The organism is Companilactobacillus farciminis KCTC 3681 = DSM 20184 (assembly GCF_002706745.1).
Lineage (GTDB): Bacteria > Bacillota > Bacilli > Lactobacillales > Lactobacillaceae > Companilactobacillus > Companilactobacillus farciminis.
Genome location: NZ_CP017702.1, coordinates 1,036,436 through 1,054,100, shown reverse-complemented (window position 1 = coordinate 1,054,100; position 17,665 = coordinate 1,036,436). Strand labels below are relative to the sequence as shown.

General features: G+C 36.5%; 20 protein-coding genes. All 20 read right to left on the bottom strand.

Annotated features, from left to right (window positions below; translation table 11 throughout):
- Positions 1 to 68 precede the first annotated feature (68 nt).
- The 20 genes from LF20184_RS05175 to polA all read right to left on the bottom strand — a co-directional run bounded on the left by LF20184_RS05175 (position 69) and on the right by polA (position 17,621).
- On the bottom strand, positions 69 to 626 hold the full coding sequence (locus LF20184_RS05175) for a YceD family protein (RefSeq protein WP_010019366.1): 558 nt from the start codon (positions 624 to 626) through the stop codon (positions 69 to 71).
- Complete coding sequence (locus tag LF20184_RS05170) at positions 626 to 1,720, bottom strand: nucleotidyltransferase family protein (protein WP_010019365.1); 1,095 nt, start codon at positions 1,718 to 1,720, stop codon at positions 626 to 628. Before LF20184_RS05170 ends, LF20184_RS05175 begins: the two co-directional genes overlap by 1 nt.
- Positions 1,721 to 1,728: 8 nt before the next feature.
- Positions 1,729 to 2,460 (bottom strand): class I SAM-dependent DNA methyltransferase, encoded by a 732-nt coding sequence (locus LF20184_RS05165; protein WP_010019363.1) that lies wholly within the window; start codon positions 2,458 to 2,460, stop codon positions 1,729 to 1,731.
- Positions 2,460 to 2,816 carry a ribosome silencing factor gene (gene rsfS / locus LF20184_RS05160; RefSeq protein WP_010019362.1) on the bottom strand — a complete coding sequence of 119 codons (357 nt, stop codon included), beginning with the start codon at positions 2,814 to 2,816 and terminating at the stop codon, positions 2,460 to 2,462. The genes LF20184_RS05165 and rsfS overlap by 1 nt, the downstream gene beginning before the upstream one ends.
- 1 nt (position 2,817) lies before the next feature.
- Positions 2,818 to 3,420: a bis(5'-nucleosyl)-tetraphosphatase (symmetrical) YqeK gene (gene yqeK / locus LF20184_RS05155; protein ID WP_010019361.1), complete on the bottom strand. Its 603-nt coding sequence runs from the start codon at positions 3,418 to 3,420 to the stop codon at positions 2,818 to 2,820.
- Positions 3,413 to 4,051 carry a nicotinate-nucleotide adenylyltransferase gene (locus LF20184_RS05150; RefSeq protein ID WP_010019360.1) on the bottom strand — a complete coding sequence of 213 codons (639 nt, stop codon included), beginning with the start codon at positions 4,049 to 4,051 and terminating at the stop codon, positions 3,413 to 3,415. The genes yqeK and LF20184_RS05150 overlap by 8 nt, the downstream gene beginning before the upstream one ends.
- Before the next feature lie 15 nt (positions 4,052 to 4,066).
- Positions 4,067 to 4,381 (bottom strand): YhbY family RNA-binding protein, encoded by a 315-nt coding sequence (locus LF20184_RS05145; protein WP_010019359.1) that lies wholly within the window; start codon positions 4,379 to 4,381, stop codon positions 4,067 to 4,069.
- Between the two features lie 10 nt (positions 4,382 to 4,391).
- Positions 4,392 to 5,504 (bottom strand): ribosome biogenesis GTPase YqeH, encoded by a 1,113-nt coding sequence (gene yqeH / locus LF20184_RS05140; RefSeq protein WP_010019358.1) that lies wholly within the window; start codon positions 5,502 to 5,504, stop codon positions 4,392 to 4,394.
- Positions 5,491 to 6,018, bottom strand: coding sequence for a YqeG family HAD IIIA-type phosphatase (locus tag LF20184_RS05135; protein WP_010019357.1), 528 nt, complete (start codon positions 6,016 to 6,018; stop codon positions 5,491 to 5,493). The genes yqeH and LF20184_RS05135 overlap by 14 nt, the downstream gene beginning before the upstream one ends.
- A 68-nt stretch (positions 6,019 to 6,086) precedes the next feature.
- Entirely contained in the window at positions 6,087 to 6,443 is a 357-nt protein-coding gene (gene rplT / locus LF20184_RS05130; RefSeq protein ID WP_010019355.1) for a 50S ribosomal protein L20, read from the bottom strand.
- A 35-nt stretch (positions 6,444 to 6,478) separates the two neighbouring features.
- Positions 6,479 to 6,676 (bottom strand): 50S ribosomal protein L35, encoded by a 198-nt coding sequence (gene rpmI, locus LF20184_RS05125; protein ID WP_010019354.1) that lies wholly within the window; start codon positions 6,674 to 6,676, stop codon positions 6,479 to 6,481.
- A gap of 14 nt (positions 6,677 to 6,690) precedes the next feature.
- Positions 6,691 to 7,224: a translation initiation factor IF-3 gene (infC, locus tag LF20184_RS05120; protein WP_029606492.1), complete on the bottom strand. Its 534-nt coding sequence runs from the start codon at positions 7,222 to 7,224 to the stop codon at positions 6,691 to 6,693.
- 231 nt (positions 7,225 to 7,455) lie between these two features.
- Positions 7,456 to 8,442 (bottom strand): zinc-binding dehydrogenase, encoded by a 987-nt coding sequence (locus LF20184_RS05115; protein ID WP_010019352.1) that lies wholly within the window; start codon positions 8,440 to 8,442, stop codon positions 7,456 to 7,458.
- Between the two features lie 57 nt (positions 8,443 to 8,499).
- Positions 8,500 to 10,467, bottom strand: coding sequence for a threonine--tRNA ligase (gene thrS, locus LF20184_RS05110; RefSeq protein ID WP_010019350.1), 1,968 nt, complete (start codon positions 10,465 to 10,467; stop codon positions 8,500 to 8,502).
- A gap of 301 nt (positions 10,468 to 10,768) precedes the next feature.
- Positions 10,769 to 11,677 (bottom strand): primosomal protein DnaI, encoded by a 909-nt coding sequence (dnaI, locus tag LF20184_RS05105; RefSeq protein WP_010019349.1) that lies wholly within the window; start codon positions 11,675 to 11,677, stop codon positions 10,769 to 10,771.
- Between the two features lies 1 nt (position 11,678).
- The gene (locus tag LF20184_RS05100; RefSeq protein WP_010019348.1) at positions 11,679 to 13,031 is read right to left on the bottom strand and encodes a DnaD domain protein; all 1,353 of its coding nucleotides are present in this window, start codon (positions 13,029 to 13,031) and stop codon (positions 11,679 to 11,681) included.
- Between the two features lie 11 nt (positions 13,032 to 13,042).
- Positions 13,043 to 13,516, bottom strand: coding sequence for a transcriptional regulator NrdR (gene nrdR, locus LF20184_RS05095; protein ID WP_010019347.1), 474 nt, complete (start codon positions 13,514 to 13,516; stop codon positions 13,043 to 13,045).
- A gap of 21 nt (positions 13,517 to 13,537) precedes the next feature.
- Complete coding sequence (coaE, locus tag LF20184_RS05090) at positions 13,538 to 14,131, bottom strand: dephospho-CoA kinase (protein WP_010019346.1); 594 nt, start codon at positions 14,129 to 14,131, stop codon at positions 13,538 to 13,540.
- Positions 14,128 to 14,955: a bifunctional DNA-formamidopyrimidine glycosylase/DNA-(apurinic or apyrimidinic site) lyase gene (mutM, locus tag LF20184_RS05085; RefSeq protein ID WP_010019345.1), complete on the bottom strand. Its 828-nt coding sequence runs from the start codon at positions 14,953 to 14,955 to the stop codon at positions 14,128 to 14,130. The genes coaE and mutM overlap by 4 nt, the downstream gene beginning before the upstream one ends.
- A gap of 8 nt (positions 14,956 to 14,963) precedes the next feature.
- Positions 14,964 to 17,621 carry a DNA polymerase I gene (gene polA / locus LF20184_RS05080; protein WP_056945176.1) on the bottom strand — a complete coding sequence of 886 codons (2,658 nt, stop codon included), beginning with the start codon at positions 17,619 to 17,621 and terminating at the stop codon, positions 14,964 to 14,966.
- Between the last annotated feature and the right edge of the window lie 44 nt (positions 17,622 to 17,665).

Genomic DNA, 17,665 nt, shown 5'->3' with positions numbered 1-17,665 from the left:
TATAATAACTACCTCCGATTTTTGTTCTCATACTTATAGTAACAAAAAAATAAAAAAGGAGTATATAATTACTCCTTATCATCATTATTATTAAATAAATTTTTTAATTTGGCAAATTCTGGGTTAACGTGTTCTTCCTCTTTTTGACTCTTAAAGTCTTCTTCAGAAATAACTTCCCAGTTTTTACCTGAAGGCATAATATTTTCTTCTTCTTCCTTCTTAGTCAAAACTTTTGAAGGAATACTCAATAAAATATTATCGATCACTGATTCATAAACGTTAATAGTTGGATTTTCATCATCCACGGGTATAACAACATTGTATTGTTCCAATTCTTCCTCATCGGCTACACTGTCAACGTTGTAAGCCTCATTAACTCGAATATCAACTGGCAATTCTACTGGCAATAAACTACGAGTTGAAGGAACAGTCAATGTAGTCTTGATTTTTACATCAGAAATAACTAATCCGTTATCATTGAATAATTGACCTTTGACGAAAACCTTGTCAGCGTCTAAAACTTCTTTTGAACGTGTAGTTAATTCCTTAGTTAAATCGAGTTCTTCCTCAAATTCAAACGGTTTGTCTTTGTAACGACGAACGTCTTGAACATCCCAATTTAGCATTAATTTACCCCTTTCATATAAGGCATTTTTCCAAAATCTTGTGCTTGCTTACTCTGGAGCTGAAATATTTGGTCAGCTCTGACTTCTAATTCTAAAGTTTGTGCTTCTTTTTTGCCAACTTTAGTAATTAAATTTAAATCTTTCTTGTGTTGATTCAAAAATTTACGTCCATTTTCATTAAATCCTAATACTCGTAAGTACGGATTTTCATAAACACTCTCAACTTCTGTGGGTTTAATATTCATCAAAACATAAATCATCAGACGTCTTAACCGAGCTCTGGTATAACGCTTTGACTTTACTCGATTCAAGAAGTCTTCAAAGTTTTCACTGACCGTAATTTCTTTTTTCAACTTATATTCTAGTCCTTCGACCATCTGATAGATTGATTGAAGTTCTGAAATATCGGAGTTTATGACTTGATAACGCAAATATGGATAAAAGTCATCCCACGTGTAGGTTTGATTTTTATTTATCATTTGATCAGTTAATTTCGGCACCGCAATAGATACTGATGCGCCTAATTTCAAATCTTTTCTAACACTAGTAGCACTGAAGCCGCTTTTTCTCAAAATCGTTTGAAAACTGATTGGATAATGAAACTTTTCTATTTGCTGAACATAATTTAACCCCAGCATTTGATTAGGCAGATCAGTGATATCAATGCCTAAACTCTGGTAATACGAAGTTAAATTCGTGGCTGAACTTTGTCGATAATCTTGTTCAAACTTATCATTTGCAACTAAAATTTCATTAGCCATTTTAGCAAAATCGAGCTTTTTTTCAGTTCCAAACACTAACGTATCGATTTTTAATAAATTCAATAACTCCATAGCACCTTGAGCAAATAATTCTGCCGGTTGGACAGCAAAAGCCAGTGGCAATTCGATAACTAAATCGACGCCTAGATCAACCGCCAATTTAGCTCGGTCCCACTTATCTAAAACAGCAAAATCACCCCGCTGGACAAAATTGCCTGACATCACGGCAATCAAGACATCAGGGTGATATTTTTGTTTGATCGTATCGATGAAAATTTTATGACCATTGTGAAACGGATTGAATTCGGCCACTACACCATAAATTTTTGTCATAGAAACCTCTATTTTTCGGCAGCGAAGAACCAACGAGTTGAATCATCTTTAACTTCTGAAGTACCGAATTCGGCACTGACTGAAACGTTCTTGAAGCCTATGTCTTTTAAGATGGCCACGAATGTTTCGATTGGATAAGTTCTCTCTTTGTGCAATTCAGTATTAACCGAATAGCCTTTGATCTTCTCATCCCAATTAAAGAAAGTTAATTCATGTTCAATGCTGTGTGGATATTCACCTTCAAAACTGTTCCACATAAACGCAGAATCTTCAGTTCGATGATTGAACATATATCCAGGAAAGACTTCATCCATTTGATAAAGTGAATGTGCATCAAACAAATACTTGCCACCTTCATTTAAGTGCTGTAAAGCTTGATTGAAAGCAATTGCTAACTCATCTTCATCTTGTAGATAACAGATTGAATCATCAAAACAAGTAATCACGTCATACTTGTCAAAATCATACAGATCCATCATATTGCTAGGAACAAACGGAATTTTCTTGTTAGCCTTTTGAGCTTTTTGTTCGGCAATCTTTAACATTTGTTCTGAAATATCAGTTCCTGTAACTTGAAACTTATCAGCTAACAAAATCGTTAAATCACCAGTCCCACAAGCTACATCCAACAATTTTTTATTGTCGCCAGCAACTTGCTTTTCGACATACTGTGCCCACTTGCTGTACAACGAATCATCCATCAATTCACTGTAGACACTGGCAAAAGAATTGTAGATCATTATTCAGTTACCAAACCAGAAATATCAACTTCTGGAGCATCTGACCATAGTTTTTCTAAGTTATAGAAATCACGCTTTTCAGATGTGAAGACGTGAATAACGATGTCATGCAAGTCGATCAAAACCCATTCAGAATTACGGTTTCCTTCAACGTGACCAATTTCAATGTTATTTTCGCCTGCTTTGTCCAAAACAGATTGCACGATAGCATCAACTTGACGTTGTGAACCGGCATCCATGATTACAAAGTAGTCAGCCATAATACTTACTTCGCTGATATTTAGAACTTTGATATCATTAGCGTGCTTTTCATCGGCTGCTTTCACAGCGATTTCCATCATTTTTTTTGAGTCCAAATTATAATTCTCCTTTTTTGATCCAGTAATTGTAACTAACAAAAGTTGCTGGATAAATTTCTCTATTTGTATCAACTAAATGTTGAATTGAATGTTTTAATTCAAAAGTTACGGCACTATCGAGGGATTTTTCAGCATATTTTCTTGCTTCATCGATACCGGGAAAATCTCGACCTGGTTCAATAAAATCACCTACAAAGACAGCTTTGTCTACTTGAGTCATGTTCGTAGAACCCACGGTATGTCTTCTAATGGCGTTTAAAACATCCTCGTCATAAATACCCAATTCATCCTTAATAATTTCAGCACCGACGATTCCGTGCCAAATAGCATTATTAGCATGTAACAATTCTGGGTCTAAATGTTTTTTATTAATTTCAGTAATAAATTCTTCATCGCTTCGTTCTTTAGCGTAGTCATGCAATAATCCAGCTAAACCAGCTCGATCTACATCACCACCAAATTCAGCGGCTAGAGCACGTGAGGTTTTTTCAACTCGCAAACAATGATTATAACGAAAATCACTCAAGGTGTCTTCCATTCTGTTCAAAATGTCTGCTCGTTTCAAACCACTCTTAATGCCTTCGTAATTAAATTCACTCACGATAAAGCCCCCTATCTTTGATATACCAAGCTACATCATCAGGAACTAAGTATTTAATCGATTGTCCCTGTTTGACTTTTTCTCGAATCATACTCGAACTAATTTCCATTTCGGGAGTATTTACCCAAAGTATAGGATACTTTGATTTTTCCTCAAAGCCTTTTCGACAAACTCCTACAAAATGCACCATCTTGATCAGTTCATCGATGTGAGACCATTTCGGTAAATTCTCTACCATGTCTCCACCTATTATAAAGTAATACTCAGTATTCGGATTTAAGTCTTTGAGCAATTTGATTGTTTCAAAAGTATAACTAACTCCGCCACGACGAATATCGGTCAAGTCCAAATCAAAATGCATATTGTCACGAATGGCCAATTTGATCATTTCGATTCGATCATCGCTTTTAATATCAGGAATAGTCTTCTTGACGCCACGATGAGGTGGAATCTTATCAGGCAAGAACAAAACTTTGTCCAAGCACAATTGTTCATAAACTTGTTCCGCTATCACCAAATGTCCTAGATGAATCGGATTAAAAGTACCACCCAAAATTCCGACGTGTCGTTTTGGCAAATTACTATGAAATTCTAATTTTTCTTTAGTTAATAATTGTTTTTGAGTATTCATAATTAATCACTTAAATTACATTTTCTCTAATTCAATTGAATATTTACGATTCTTGATTTTTGAAGCTTTCTTATAGAAAACCATCTTGGAACCAATTGTTTGGATGTGAACGATATCTGCATCGAATTCGCTCAAGGCATCGATTAGATCCTGTGGCTCAACCATCGTATTTTGAAGCAAAGAAACTTTAATAAGTTCGTTCTTTTCGATCAAAATGTCCAATTGTTTAAGCAAGTTTTCAGTAATACCATCGCGACCTACTTGAATAACTGGTTTCATAGTTGCTGCTTGGCTTCTTAAATAGCGGTTCTTTTTTCCTTTAATTATCATTAAATTCTCCTTAAATTATCGCGTTACGGATTGATACGTGAACACCATCTGGGACATAGGCTTTGACCTTAGTTCCAGCCGGAATCGTGACCCAACCTAAACCATAAATCACGATATCTGATTTTTCATGTGCTGAAAAGATTTGACTCTTGAATTTAGGGAATTCTTTGATATCAGTTGGTGGCGTCAAAATATCACCGAGATGTTTTTCATAAAATTCATCGGCATTAACCGTCTTTGTTCTATGCAATGGCAATCCTTGGTTGACGTAGAAAGTCACGTTAGTTCTCTCATTCAAAAAGTCCAAACGAGCTAAGCCAGCCACAAAGATTGTTTGTCCATCACGTAATTGGAAAGTTGCAGGACGTAATGGCTTCTTAGGTGTCACTGTCTTCAAATCTTTGGCATTCAAGAAGTGAGCCAATTGATAACGATGGATAATTCCGGGTGTATCAATTAGTGAGTGACCATCATCCAAAGGAATATCAATTCGATCCAAAGTAGTTCCTGGGAAACGAGAAGTTGTGATCAAATCTTTGATATCAGAATTAGAGCTAATAATACGGTTGATCAAGGTTGACTTACCGGTATTAGTAGTTCCGACAACATAGACATCCTTACCATCACGATATTTTTCAATCATTTCCATCAACTTATCAATGTTGATTCCTTTGACAGCTGAAACCATAATTTGGTCAACTGATTTAATACCGTTTTCTTTACTCTTTTGTTGCAACCAGTTCAAAAGACGATTTTGATTAACTGAAGCTGGCAATAAGTCGACTTTATTACCAACCATCAAAATCTTTTTATCACCGACGAAACGTTGCAATCCGGGGATCACACTACCTTCATAATCGAAAATATCGACTACGTTAACTACTAAAGCGTCTTTTGAAGAAATTGAGTCCAACAACTTCAAAAAGTCGTCATCAGACACATCAACGTCAGTAATTTCATTGTAGTTACGAAGTCTGAAACATCTCTTGCAGAGTAATTCTTTTGAATCATCTTCGGTATATTTTTTCAAAGTAGAAGCTTGAACAAAACCTGGTTTGTCCTTGTCTTCTGTTTGAAGTTTTGCACCACAACCTATGCAGTACAATTCATTATCTTCTGTCATTTAATGAATCCTTCCAGTATAAATTCTTATCACGTTTTTGCATTGCTTTTAAGATAGGACGTTCAAAAAATCTATTAATGCGGGTTTTCTTGGCATCTGTCTCGACTAAGGGTTTGACTAGGACGGTCTTTAAGTTAGCCATGTTGCCTGCTAAAACATCGGTCATCACTTGATCACCAACGAATAAAACGTTTTTAGGATTGATGTTCTCTTCTTTGATGTGTTTCATAATTACGAATGGCAAAGGCTTTACTGCCCGAGCTACGATACTAACGGGTAGGTCTTTGACGGCTTTTTCCACACGTTCATAACTATTATTGGAAACAATCATCACTTCAATATTATTTTGGGCCATTTGATTCAGCCATTTGCGCAATGATAAATCATACTCGTTACTATTCCATGGCAAAAGAGTATTATCCAAATCTGTCATGATTTTAGTAATATGTAATTCTTGAAGATCTTCTACAGTCAGATCAGTGATTTTATCGAGCATAATATAGGGTTTAAACATAATTTAATCCTCGTCTTCGAATTAGTAAAAAAACGTAATTTGGGGTTATCCAAATTACGTTTTTAAAATTAAGCTAAAGCTTTCTTAGCTGTATCTACTAAACTTGTAAATGCTTTTGGATCTTCAATAGCAATTTGGGCCAACATCTTACGGTTAATGTCAACGTTAGCTAATTTCAAACCATGCATTAATTTGCTGTAACTGATTTCGTTCATTCTTGCAGCAGCATTGATTCTAGCAATCCATAACTTACGGAAATCGCGCTTAACTTGGCGACGATCACGGAATGCATAACGGTATGAAACCATGATTTGAGTATGAGCTGCTTTAAAGGTAATGTGTTTTGAACCACGATATCCCTTAGCTAATTTTAAAACTTTCTTACGACGTTTGCGAGTTACTGTTCCACCTTTTACACGTGGCATAATGACTCCTCCTTTTGATTATAAAAAATAATTAATTAGTATGTTGCGAGCATGCGTTTCATACGTTTCAAATCACTTGAGCTTACCATACCTGGTTTAGCTAATTGACGACGTTGCTTCTTAGTCTTACCGTGGAAACGGTGACTTGTATATGCATGGCTTCTCTTCCAACCACCATTAGCAGTGATCTTGAATCTTTTTGCTGATGCGCGGTGTGTCTTTTGTTTAGGCATTGAAAATCCCTCCACTATTTCTTCTTTTTGTTATCTTTTGAGTTAATTGGATCAAGCATTAAGAACATACTACGACCGTCCATTTTTGGCTTAGTTGTTACAGTAGCAACATCCTTAGTCTTATCAGCGACGCGGTCCAAGACTTCCTTACCTATCTCTTTATGAGTAATTGCTCTACCCTTAAAGCGAAGAGAAACTTTGACCTTATCACCCTTAGCCAAAAACTTACGAGCATTATTAAGCTTTGTATTAAAGTCGTTTTCTTCAATAGTAGGGCTTAAACGTACTTCCTTAAGACTAACAGTTTTTTGTTTTTTACGTGCTTCACGATCTTTCTTTTGTAGATCGAACTTATATTTACCATAATCCATAATTCTGGCAACAGGTGGTTTAGCACCTGGTGACATTAGAACTAGGTCCATATTAGCAGCTTCGGCTAAACGTTGTGCTTCAGCCTTTGGTTTAACACCAACTTGATCCCCATTTTCAGAAATCAATCGTACTTCTTTTGCACGTATTTGATCATTTATTAATAAATCTCTTGCTATGAGTAGTCACCTCCGGAGTAATTTGGCCCACAAAAAAAGCGGGCTGCACAAGCATGCCCACTATATTATTTACGCAATCGTATTAACCTAGAGGCGAATGCATAGGTGAGAAGCGGGCGCTTCTGCTTAATCTCAACAGTTATTAACTATACCATAATATCTGCAAGTGTCAATAAAACTTGTAAAAATAATATAATTAATCTGTTTTTCAACTTTTTAAATGTAACACAATTAATCTAGAACAGCAACGATTTTACCTTCGGTTTGATGATTCTTGATCAAGAACAAGCCATCGGGAATCTCTTCAAAACTGATTTCTTTAGTTATCAATGGATCAACAATTCCCTCAGCTACTAGTTTGACCAGCGATTCAGCCATAGTTGCTAAATCATCTAGCTGACTAATACTGCCGCCATTGTGTGCTCCACCTAAGTTAACACTTAATACGCTTTGACATTTGGCAGATAAATCATAATGGGACAAATCTGGTGTATTCAAGATATCCACCACTGCACCGTTATAGGCTAGTCTTGATAAATCCTTTTGCACTTCATCTCCACCAACTAAATTGATTATCAAATCTACTCCGACACCATTGGTTATCTTTTCTAACTCTTTAGTAGTGTCTTGTTTCTTATAGTCGATTACAAAATCTGCACCAATCTTTTTAGCAAAGGCAACCTTCTTAGTCGAAACGGTTGTAATCACTGTTAGATCTAAATATTTGGCCAGTTGAACGGCGATACTACCTACTCCGCCGGCTCCAGCATGAATCAAAACATTTTGTTTGCCAGTTAAATTCATTTTTCGAAATAATGCAGCATAAGCGGTTAATCCTGAACAAAGAATCGCTGCTGCCGATTGATAGGAAACCTTGTCGGGAATCCTAGCTACGACATTGTACTTAGCTTTAGCATATTCAGCATAAACGCCATCTTGATTTAAGTCGCTATGAAAGAATACTCTTTGACCGATTTCGAAATGTTTAGGATTATCGCTACCTACTTCGACAACTTCCCCAACTGCGTCCAATCCTAAAACATGTGGATCATTCCAACTAGCCGGATGATTTTCAATTAATTTGTAGTCGACTGGGTTTAAGCCAACAGATTTTACTTTGATCAAAACTTCATCACTATTAATAGTAGGTTTAGTTACTTGTGTGATTTTGGCATCGTTAATATTAGTCTTGTCATGGGCAATTGTTAAAGCTTTCATTTTTCCTCCAAAAAAAAATGTAAATCCACAATGTGAATTTACATTTTGCTTTATTAATTAGTCTTTGTCAGATTTGTCAGTAACATCTTTACGACTGTAGTTAGCAATATCAGCAACTACTGAACTGACGAACATCTTAGCATTTTCTGAAGCTGAATCATCTTCACCATATTTTCTTACTGAAACTGTGGCGTTCTTAGATTCTTCATCACCAATAACAACTGTATATGGAATCTTCATTGTTTGGGCATCACGGATCTTGTAACCCATCTTTTCATCACGATCATCAAGTTCAGCACGGATGTTCTTAGCACGTAATTCTGAAAGAACTTCGTTAGCATAGTCTGCGTGAAGTTTGTTGTTAACAGGAATGATACGTACTTGTGTTGGAGCTAACCATGTTGGGAAAGCACCCTTGTACATTTCAATTAGGTAAGCGATAAATCTTTCCATAGTTGAAACGATACCACGGTGAATCATAACTGGTCTGTGATCTTCACCATCTGAACCAACATATGTTAGTTGGAACTTCTCTGGTTGCATGAAGTCTAGTTGAATAGTTGATAGTGTTTCTTCGTTTCCAAGAGCTGTCTTTGTTTGAACATCAAGCTTTGGACCGTAGAAAGCAGCTTCACCTTCAGCTTCGTAGTACTTCAAGCCAAGGTCATCCATAGCAGCTTTAAGCATTGATTGTGATCTGTTCCACATTTCATCGTCATCGAAGTACTTTTCAGTATTAGCTGGATCACGATAACTTAGACGGAATGTGTAGTCTGTGATATCGAAGTCTTTATAAACTTCAACCATCAATTGTAGTGTACGTTTGAATTCTTCTTGGATTTGGTCAAGAGCAACGAATGTGTGACCATCATTTAGAGTCATTTCACGAACACGTTGTAGTCCTGACAAAGCACCTGATTTTTCATATCTATGCATCATACCAAGTTCAGCGATACGAAGTGGTAAATCTCTGTATGAACGGTTGTGGTGGTTGTAAATTTGGATATGTGAAGGACAGTTCATAGGACGTAATTCAAGCATTTCGCCATCACCCATGTCCATTGGTGGGAACATGTCTTCACGGTAGTGTTCCCAGTGACCTGAAGTCTTATAAGCATTCAAGTTCATAAGGATTGGTGTATAAACGTGTTGGTAACCCCAAGCAACTTCCTTGTCGATGATATATCTTTCTATAACACGACGAATTGTTGCACCATTTGGCATCCAGTATGGAAGACCAGCACCGACTTCTGGATCAACGAAGAACAAGTCAAGGTCACGGCCGATTGTTCTGTGGTCACGTTCTTTGATTTCAGCACGACGTTTGAGGTCAGCTTTTAGTCCATCTTCTTTATAGAAGGCTGTACCATAAATTCTTTGTAGCATTGGGTTACTTGACTTACCTTGCCAATAAGCACCGGCAACTGAAAGTAATTCGAAGTGTTTCAAAGCTTTAAGATTTGTAAGTACGGCATCATAACCAAAGTCAACGAAACCATCTAATGTGTATACAGGAATTTGAACTGATTCGATTGCATCAACCAATGATGACTTGTATGGATCGTCTTTGAACATTTCAACTAGTTCTTTCTTGTCCATCATTGATCTTTCAATCTTATCGTTGTTCTTGATGATTTTATTCATCAATGCTGCGATTTCTGGTAATTCATCAACACTGATTTGACCATCGGCACTATCAGTATCTACGAAGAAGCCATCATCATTTGAGTGTTTTTCACCGAAGTGAAGATCTTTCTTGAAACTCTTAGCAGCAGCACTGAATACCAATGCAGCAGTATTTCTCAATACCTTTTGAGCATCTGCTTTATCTTCTGCTGAGATAATTTCGATTTTACCATCTTGTTTCAATGGACGTTCTAGGTCTACTAGGACATCATTGATTTTACCGGCAACAGCTTTTTTGCCTAGAGATGTGCTGATTGATTTAGCAACGTCTAAGGTTGTTGTGCCTTCGTCAAACTCCTTAACTGAATCATCTGGGAATGTTAACTTGATTTTTGACATAGACTATTTCCTCCTAAGTATTAGATAACAAAAAAATACGTCCCTGAAGTACACTCATATCTTAAGATATGTGCATACTTCAGGGACGTATTCTCTACGCGGTTCCACCCACTTTAAAACTGTACAACAAATAACAGTTTTCTCTCATTTGGTTATAAAGTAACCGACCATTATACAATTTTATGTGAAAGTGGTAACTCCAGTAATGGGTAAGCTTCCAGTAATCGCACCCTCCCTGAATTAGAACCGAAGTGTTATCTTTCATGGCTTTATTGAAACATTTATTTTTCAGAAATGCAAGCTATTTTTCAAATCTTCTGTTAGGACCTGTCACGATTACTTCTCTAGAGAGGTATCTGACTCGCTCCATGATACGCTTTGCTTTGACTGGTTCTTCTTCGCCACGTTGGTTGATGGCAAGGTGTTTTTCCAATTCTTTCATTGAGAAATTAGATGAGAAAAAGGTTGGTAAGTTCTCTTGCATACGGTATTGCAAAATAACACCTAAAACTTCATCCCTGATCCAACTAGACATTGAGTCTGCCCCAATATCATCTAACATCAAGATCTCAGCACCTTTGATTTTATTCACTTTAGCCAAGACGCTATTAGTTCCAATTGAATTCTTCATTTCAACGGCAAAGGTCGGAAAATGCATCATCGTCGTATGAACATCATTTTTAAATAATTCATTGGCGATTGCACCTAACAAATAAGTTTTGCCAACACCAAAATCTCCTGCTAAGTACAACCCTGGCACAAATCCGTCATGATTCAAATAGTTGTCGATGAAGTCTAAAGCTTTGCCGAGCGCATCTTGGCGACCACTGCCACCATAATCGTCCAACTTAGCATTTCTAATATCAGATGGCATATCCATCAAAACAAATCCCGTTTCATATTGATTGCGTTTTTCTTTGTTCTTAGTTCTTTCATTGGGATAATAAGCTACTTCAATATTGTGATTATTGACGATCAATTTAGGATAATAGCCTTTAGACAATTCGCTGGCATGATTCTTATTATTATAAAATTCATAAATACTAGCAGCACTCGTGGAAAGAGCGTTGGGATTAATTGAATCGCTATTTTCCTTGAGAAACTTCTGTACGTCAGGATCTTTTAAGGCACCATTAAGTAAACGGCGGTAATCCTCCGTTAAATTTTTTGAATTTAAATATTCTGCCAGTCTGTTTCCTAAATTTTCCATGTTATTTATCCTTATTTCTTAATCGTTTTAATCTATCCTGCAACTGAACCCCATTATCTTGTTGTTTATTTGTAGGAATTTTAGCTTTAACTTTAGACCAATCGGTTGCTTGTTCGACTTTACGGTTTTTATTGTTATAACGCCGTTTGCCACGAGGACGATTTTGGAAATCAGTAATTCGTTGCAGTGCTTGCTCTGGCGTTTTAACACCGTTTTGTGTCCAGTCATTTGCCACAGTCTCTAAAAATGGTGTCGATAAAACTGATGAGCTTTGTAAAATATAATAAACCATAATATTTATAACAGAAGATGGCAAATATGCCTTCATTGCCATATCTCGCAAAGCATTTGCCTCAACTTTACCAACAAAGCCACCACTCTTTTGCTTTTGAGCAGCCAAAAAGTCCGCTGGAGTTAATTTCTTAGCTTGTTGCAAAATCAATTGATCTGAACGATTAAAGTTATGTGTCTCATCGTCTTTAGTTTCAACCATTTCTGGTTGTTGACGTGCAGATATATTAGCGTTCTTCTCGAATCGGTCCTGAATAGACTTTTTCAAGCGATCGGGATCAATTTTATTATTGACGATATCGCAAGTTTTACCGATAAATTCAATAATCGTCATTTCATCGATACCATAAAATGCATGTAAATTGATTATTAAATCTTGATTTTCCAATAAATTATCTGGACTGATCTTAAATGACTGCTCGATTCGATCAGAAATCAGTTCCCAATCAAGCGGTTGAATGTCATTCTCATTCAAAGCTGGCTTCTGCTTCTTAGTCTTCGAGAATTCACTTCGAATATTTTCAACATCAGTCGGCGTATTGATCAAATCATCATTGTTTAATTTGAAAACTTCCAAAAAGTCTTTGGTGATCTCATCGGAATTTTGCAAAATCATCTCCGAATGACTATATTTATCAGCCAATAAACGATATCTTTTATCACCAATTTGTTCATATAGAAAAATACTCAACAAATCATCTCTAAAAAAGTCATCTGGTGATAGAGGTTCAAACAATTGATAGACATAGTAAGGTCCTATATCATCTTTTTTTCTAAAAGTTCGGATCAATCCCAAAGCTTCACACTTGATTCGTGCTTCATAAAATCTCTTGATATCAATTCCCAATAAACTGAACAATTCAGCATGTGGCTTACGCTGCGTGATCAATTCTTTATTAGGTAATTTTTCCCACAACAAAAGATACAGACTGAAAGATTCTGTACCCAAAATTGGTAAATATAAATCTGTCAAAACGTGACGGTCTTCATCATTGAGATGACCGTTAGGCAGGCACCAATATCCCACTAAAGGCGTAAACTTATCGGATGCATTATTAGACACAAGCCCACCTCTTATTTCTTATCAATTTTTTTGCCGTTCGCCATCATTTCCTGAACTTCTTTCATGAAACTATTCATATCTTTAAATTCACGATAAACGCTGGCAAAACGAATATAAGTGACATCGTCAACTTTGGCTAAAATTTTCATGACGTGTTCACCAATCAATTGTGAGCGTACTTCACTCTCACCAGTTGATCTAATTTCATTTTCAACTTTATCAACGATTCCATTCATTTGATCCATCGTAACCGGACGTTTTTCGGCTGCACGTACGATTCCTCGCAATAACTTCTCACGACTGAATTCTTCACGATTACCATTTTTCTTAATTACTAATAATGGTGCCTTTTCTAGTCTTTCAAATGTTGTAAATCTAGTGCCGCAAAACTCGCATTCACGACGTCTTCTAATAGCACGACCTTCATCACTAGGACGACTGTCGATTACTTTTGATGAATCATGATGACAATGTGGACAAATCAAAATTCTAACCTCTTTTCCAAATCAAAGTTGCGATATCAACTTATCGAACTCATCTGCTAAATGCGTCAAATCGCCTGAATTATCAATCACAAAATCAGCTCGATCTCTTTTCTCTGACATCGACATTTGTGAATTGATACGATCTAGGGCAACTTCCTTGGTCAAATTATTTCTATTCATTAAACGTTTTAACTGTACTTTTTCATTAACATAAATAGTTATTATACCGTCAAAATACGGTTGATATCCACCTTCAAACAATAAAGGAATCTCAAAAATAGAAATAGTCTGCTCATCTGATGCTTTAGTATCGGCGATTATTTTTAAAATTCTTTTCTTGATCAAAGGTCGAGTGATATTATTCAAATTTTGTAGCTGCTCACTGTCTGAAAAAACAATTCCCGCTAATTTTTGGCGATTTAATGTCTGGTCAGAATTCAATACCTCTTGACCAAATTTTTCAACTATTTGTTTTAATCCGACACTGCCCACTTCAACGACTTGACGCGCAATTTGGTCAGCATCATAAACTTTGCAGCCATAAGTTTTAAAAAAATCTAGGATGGTTGACTTTCCAGCCGCAATTCCACCAGTTAATCCGTATATTTTACTCATTTGATTACTTGACACTTCGGACAAAAATGCGTACCACGACCACCAACTTTGATTTTTTCGATCTCAGTCTCGCATCTTGGACAAGGTGTCCCCTCTTTACCATAAACTTTCAAACTATTTTGCATATTACCTTTGTGACCGTTGGCGTCAATGTATGAACGAACCGTTGAACCACCAGCTTGAATGGCTTGTCTCATCTCTTCATTGGACGCTTCAATAATCTTTTGAATGTCTTTATCAGTCAGATGATTAGCCGACGTTTCTGGATGAATCTTCACCTTCCACAAAACCTCATCAACATAAATATTTCCCAAACCACTCATCACTGATTGATCCAACAGAACGGTCTTGATATCTTTACGATGACGTATAATTCTAGGCTTCAAATTTTCAAAAGTAAAGTCTTTTGATAAAGGCTCCGGTCCAAGCTTTTGAATCGACTTGTTATTGCTTAAATCATCAGTATTCCACAACTGCATTCGGCCAAATTTTCGAACATCATTATAAATCAATTTTTCGCCATTATCTAATGTAAAGATTGCATGAGAATGCTTATCAATGGCACTAGGATCGTTAGAGATCTTATAACGTCCTTCCATTCTTAAATGACTGATAATTGTATAGCCATTATCCAAATGTATCAATAAGAACTTAGCACGACGTCCAATATCAGTGACTGTTGCTCCGGTTACGAATTCGACGAACTGGTCGACATCCCCAGTAATCAAATTTTGATAACGGATTTCGACATGAGTTATTTTTCTACCTTTGACCTGATCAATCAAGCCACGTCTGACTGTTTCTACTTCTGGCATTTCTGGCATTTTATCACCTATTTCGCTTCATACCAAGTTTTGCCGTGAGCAGTTTCCACTTTCAAAGGAACATCGAGTTTGACTGCTGAATCCATCACACTTGGCACTAATTTTTCAAGGGTTGCAATTTCTGATTTCGGTGCTTCAAAAATCATTTCATCGTGTACTTGCAACAAAAGGTTAGCTTGCAATTTTTCTTTTTCTAGCATCTTTTGCATATTGATCATCGCTACTTTAATAATATCTGCCGCACTACCTTGAATTGGCGTATTCATCGCTGTTCTTTGAGCAAAGTTTCTAATATTAAAATTACGAGAATGAATATCTGGCAAATAACGACGACGATGCATGATTGTTTCAACATAACCATTTTCACGAGCATATTTGACAATATCGTCCATATACTTCTTTACTCCAGGATACTGTTCAAAATATGAGGCAATAAATTCAGCAGCTTTTTTACGACTGATACCGATGTTTTGCGATAAGCCGTAGTCACTGATTCCGTAAACGATACCGAAATTAGTAGCTTTAGCTTGGCGACGCATATTAGGTGTCACTTCATCAGTACTATCAAGTCCAAAGATTCTCATAGCTGTGTGAGCGTGGATATCATAATCTTCATTGAAGGCTTCTTGCATGTGCTCGTCACCAGAAATGTGTGCTAAAACACGCAACTCAACTTGTGAATAATCGGCTGAAAAGATTTCCCAGTCCGGATGTTTTGGTACAAAGGCCTTTCTAATTTGTTTTCCTTCATCGATTCGAATTGGAATATTTTGCAAATTAGGTTCAATTGATGATAAACGTCCTGTTTGTGTCAAAGTCTGCAAGTAAATCGTGTGAATCTTATTGTCCGGTTGAACAAATTTTTGTAAACCAACGACATAAGTTGATTGAATTTTTGAAATTTGACGATAATCGAGAACTTTTTGAACTACAGGTGATTTATCTTTTAATTTCTCCAAGACATCTACTGAAGTTGAATAGCCAGTCTTCGTCTTTTTAATAACTGGTAATTTCAAATCTTCAAACAAGACGACTCCTAATTGTTTAGGCGAATTGATGTTGAATTCCTTACCTGCTTCTTGATAAATTTCTTGTTCAATTTTAGCCAAACGTGTAGCAAAGGCATTTTCCATCTCTTTTAATTTAGAAACTTCGACCGTAATACCCTTGATTTCCATTTCCGCTAAAACATTCGACAGTGGTAATTCAATCTCATCGTACAAACTATCTTGATCGTTATCTTTTAGTTCAGCCATCATTTTGTCTTTTAGAGTATTGATGACTTGGGCTTTTTGAGCTAAGAAGTTCAATAAGACGTTATCATCTTCTGGAACTGCTTTTTTGACCCCTTTGCCATAAAATTCTTCTTCAGTTGGTAAATTAATATCATAATTTTTGGCAACTAAACCAATATCTTGCTTGTTATCGTTGGTATCCAACAAATAAGCTACTAACAACATATCGAACGTGACGCCACTTAATTGACAGCCGTAACGAGTCAATTGTGCAATCGTTGCTTTATTATCGAATAAATACTTCTCTTTGGAGCTGTCAGCCAACCAATCCTTCAATTGAGCATTTTCTAAGATTGAAAAGTCAGTCGTACCGTAATAGTTTTCGCCGTCAGAAATCAATAGACCAATAATCGGTGAAGTATGATAATTTTCGCCAAAACCTTCCACGACCAAGGTATGAACTTTGTCGTTATTAACGATTTTTTCAACTGCTTTATCATTTAATTCCAACACTTTTATATCGGCCAATTTTTCAGCGGCATCTTCTTGAGGGACATCCATTCTACTCAAGAAAGTCTTGAAATTCATCTTTTGATAAAATTGCATCAATTGTTCTTGATTGTCGCCACGATATTCAAGGTCTGTCAATTGCAATTCGACCGGTGCCTCTAGGTCAATCGTAGCTAACTTCTTGCTCAAGAAAGCTTTGTCCTTATCATTGATCAAATGTTCTTTTAACTTGCTCTTCTTCATTTCATCAACGTGTTCGTAAATACCTTCTACGCTGCCATATTGAGTGAGCAACTTGATAGCAGTCTTTTCACCGACTTTTTCTACCCCAGGATAGTGATCAGAATTATCCCCCATTAGACCCTTCATATCGATGATCTGCTTAGGTGTAATGCCCAATTTTTCTTGAACATGTTCTGGCGTATAGCTTTCTGTTTCGGTTACGCCTTTGACATTGACTTTAACAGTTACTTTGTCAGTAGCCAATTGCGTCAAATCACGGTCACCGGTAATAATCGTCACGTCCATACCATCCAATTCAGCTTTGTGCGACATAGTTCCGATAATATCGTCAGCTTCATAATCAGGCAATTCATAAGTTTTGATGCCACGATAGTTCAACATCTCTTGAATCAAAGGCAGCTGTTCCATTAACTCTTGAGGAGTCTTGGCCCGAGTTCCTTTGTACTCGTCAAACATCTTAGTTCTAAAAGTCGTTTTACCAGCATCAAAAGCCACCAAGGCATGAGTTGGTTTTTCATCCTTTAGAATTAGTTCCAACATGTTATTAAAGGCATACAAGGCATTTGTGTGGATACCCTCGCCATTGACAAATTTATCTAAGACATTGTGCATCGCAAAAAATGCCCGAAACGAAACACTGTTTCCATCTATTAAAAGTAATTTTTTATTTTTTGACATATATTCTCCAATAAAACCGAAATTAACTATCTCTATTTTAACAA

Bases quoted from the DNA above. Each gene is read 5' to 3' on its own strand.
- dnaI (WP_010019349.1), bottom strand. From the start codon at position 11,677: ATGGAAAATTTAGGAAACAGACTGGCAGAATATTTAAATTCAAAAAAT.
- coaE (WP_010019346.1), bottom strand. From the start codon at position 14,131: ATGAGTAAAATATACGGATTAACTGGTGGAATTGCGGCTGGAAAGTCA.
- polA (WP_056945176.1), bottom strand. From the start codon at position 17,621: ATGTCAAAAAATAAAAAATTACTTTTAATAGATGGAAACAGTGTTTCG.
- LF20184_RS05115 (WP_010019352.1), bottom strand. From the start codon at position 8,442: ATGAAAGCTTTAACAATTGCCCATGACAAGACTAATATTAACGATGCC.
- mutM (WP_010019345.1), bottom strand. From the start codon at position 14,955: ATGCCAGAAATGCCAGAAGTAGAAACAGTCAGACGTGGCTTGATTGAT.
- thrS (WP_010019350.1), bottom strand. From the start codon at position 10,467: ATGTCAAAAATCAAGTTAACATTCCCAGATGATTCAGTTAAGGAGTTT.
- LF20184_RS05175 (WP_010019366.1), bottom strand. From the start codon at position 626: ATGCTAAATTGGGATGTTCAAGACGTTCGTCGTTACAAAGACAAACCG.
- yqeH (WP_010019358.1), bottom strand. From the start codon at position 5,504: ATGACAGAAGATAATGAATTGTACTGCATAGGTTGTGGTGCAAAACTT.
- LF20184_RS05170 (WP_010019365.1), bottom strand. From the start codon at position 1,720: ATGACAAAAATTTATGGTGTAGTGGCCGAATTCAATCCGTTTCACAAT.
- LF20184_RS05150 (WP_010019360.1), bottom strand. From the start codon at position 4,051: ATGAATACTCAAAAACAATTATTAACTAAAGAAAAATTAGAATTTCAT.
- rplT (WP_010019355.1), bottom strand. From the start codon at position 6,443: ATGCCACGTGTAAAAGGTGGAACAGTAACTCGCAAACGTCGTAAGAAA.
- LF20184_RS05145 (WP_010019359.1), bottom strand. From the start codon at position 4,381: ATGATAATTAAAGGAAAAAAGAACCGCTATTTAAGAAGCCAAGCAGCA.
- LF20184_RS05135 (WP_010019357.1), bottom strand. From the start codon at position 6,018: ATGTTTAAACCCTATATTATGCTCGATAAAATCACTGATCTGACTGTA.
- rpmI (WP_010019354.1), bottom strand. From the start codon at position 6,676: ATGCCTAAACAAAAGACACACCGCGCATCAGCAAAAAGATTCAAGATC.
- LF20184_RS05165 (WP_010019363.1), bottom strand. From the start codon at position 2,460: ATGATCTACAATTCTTTTGCCAGTGTCTACAGTGAATTGATGGATGAT.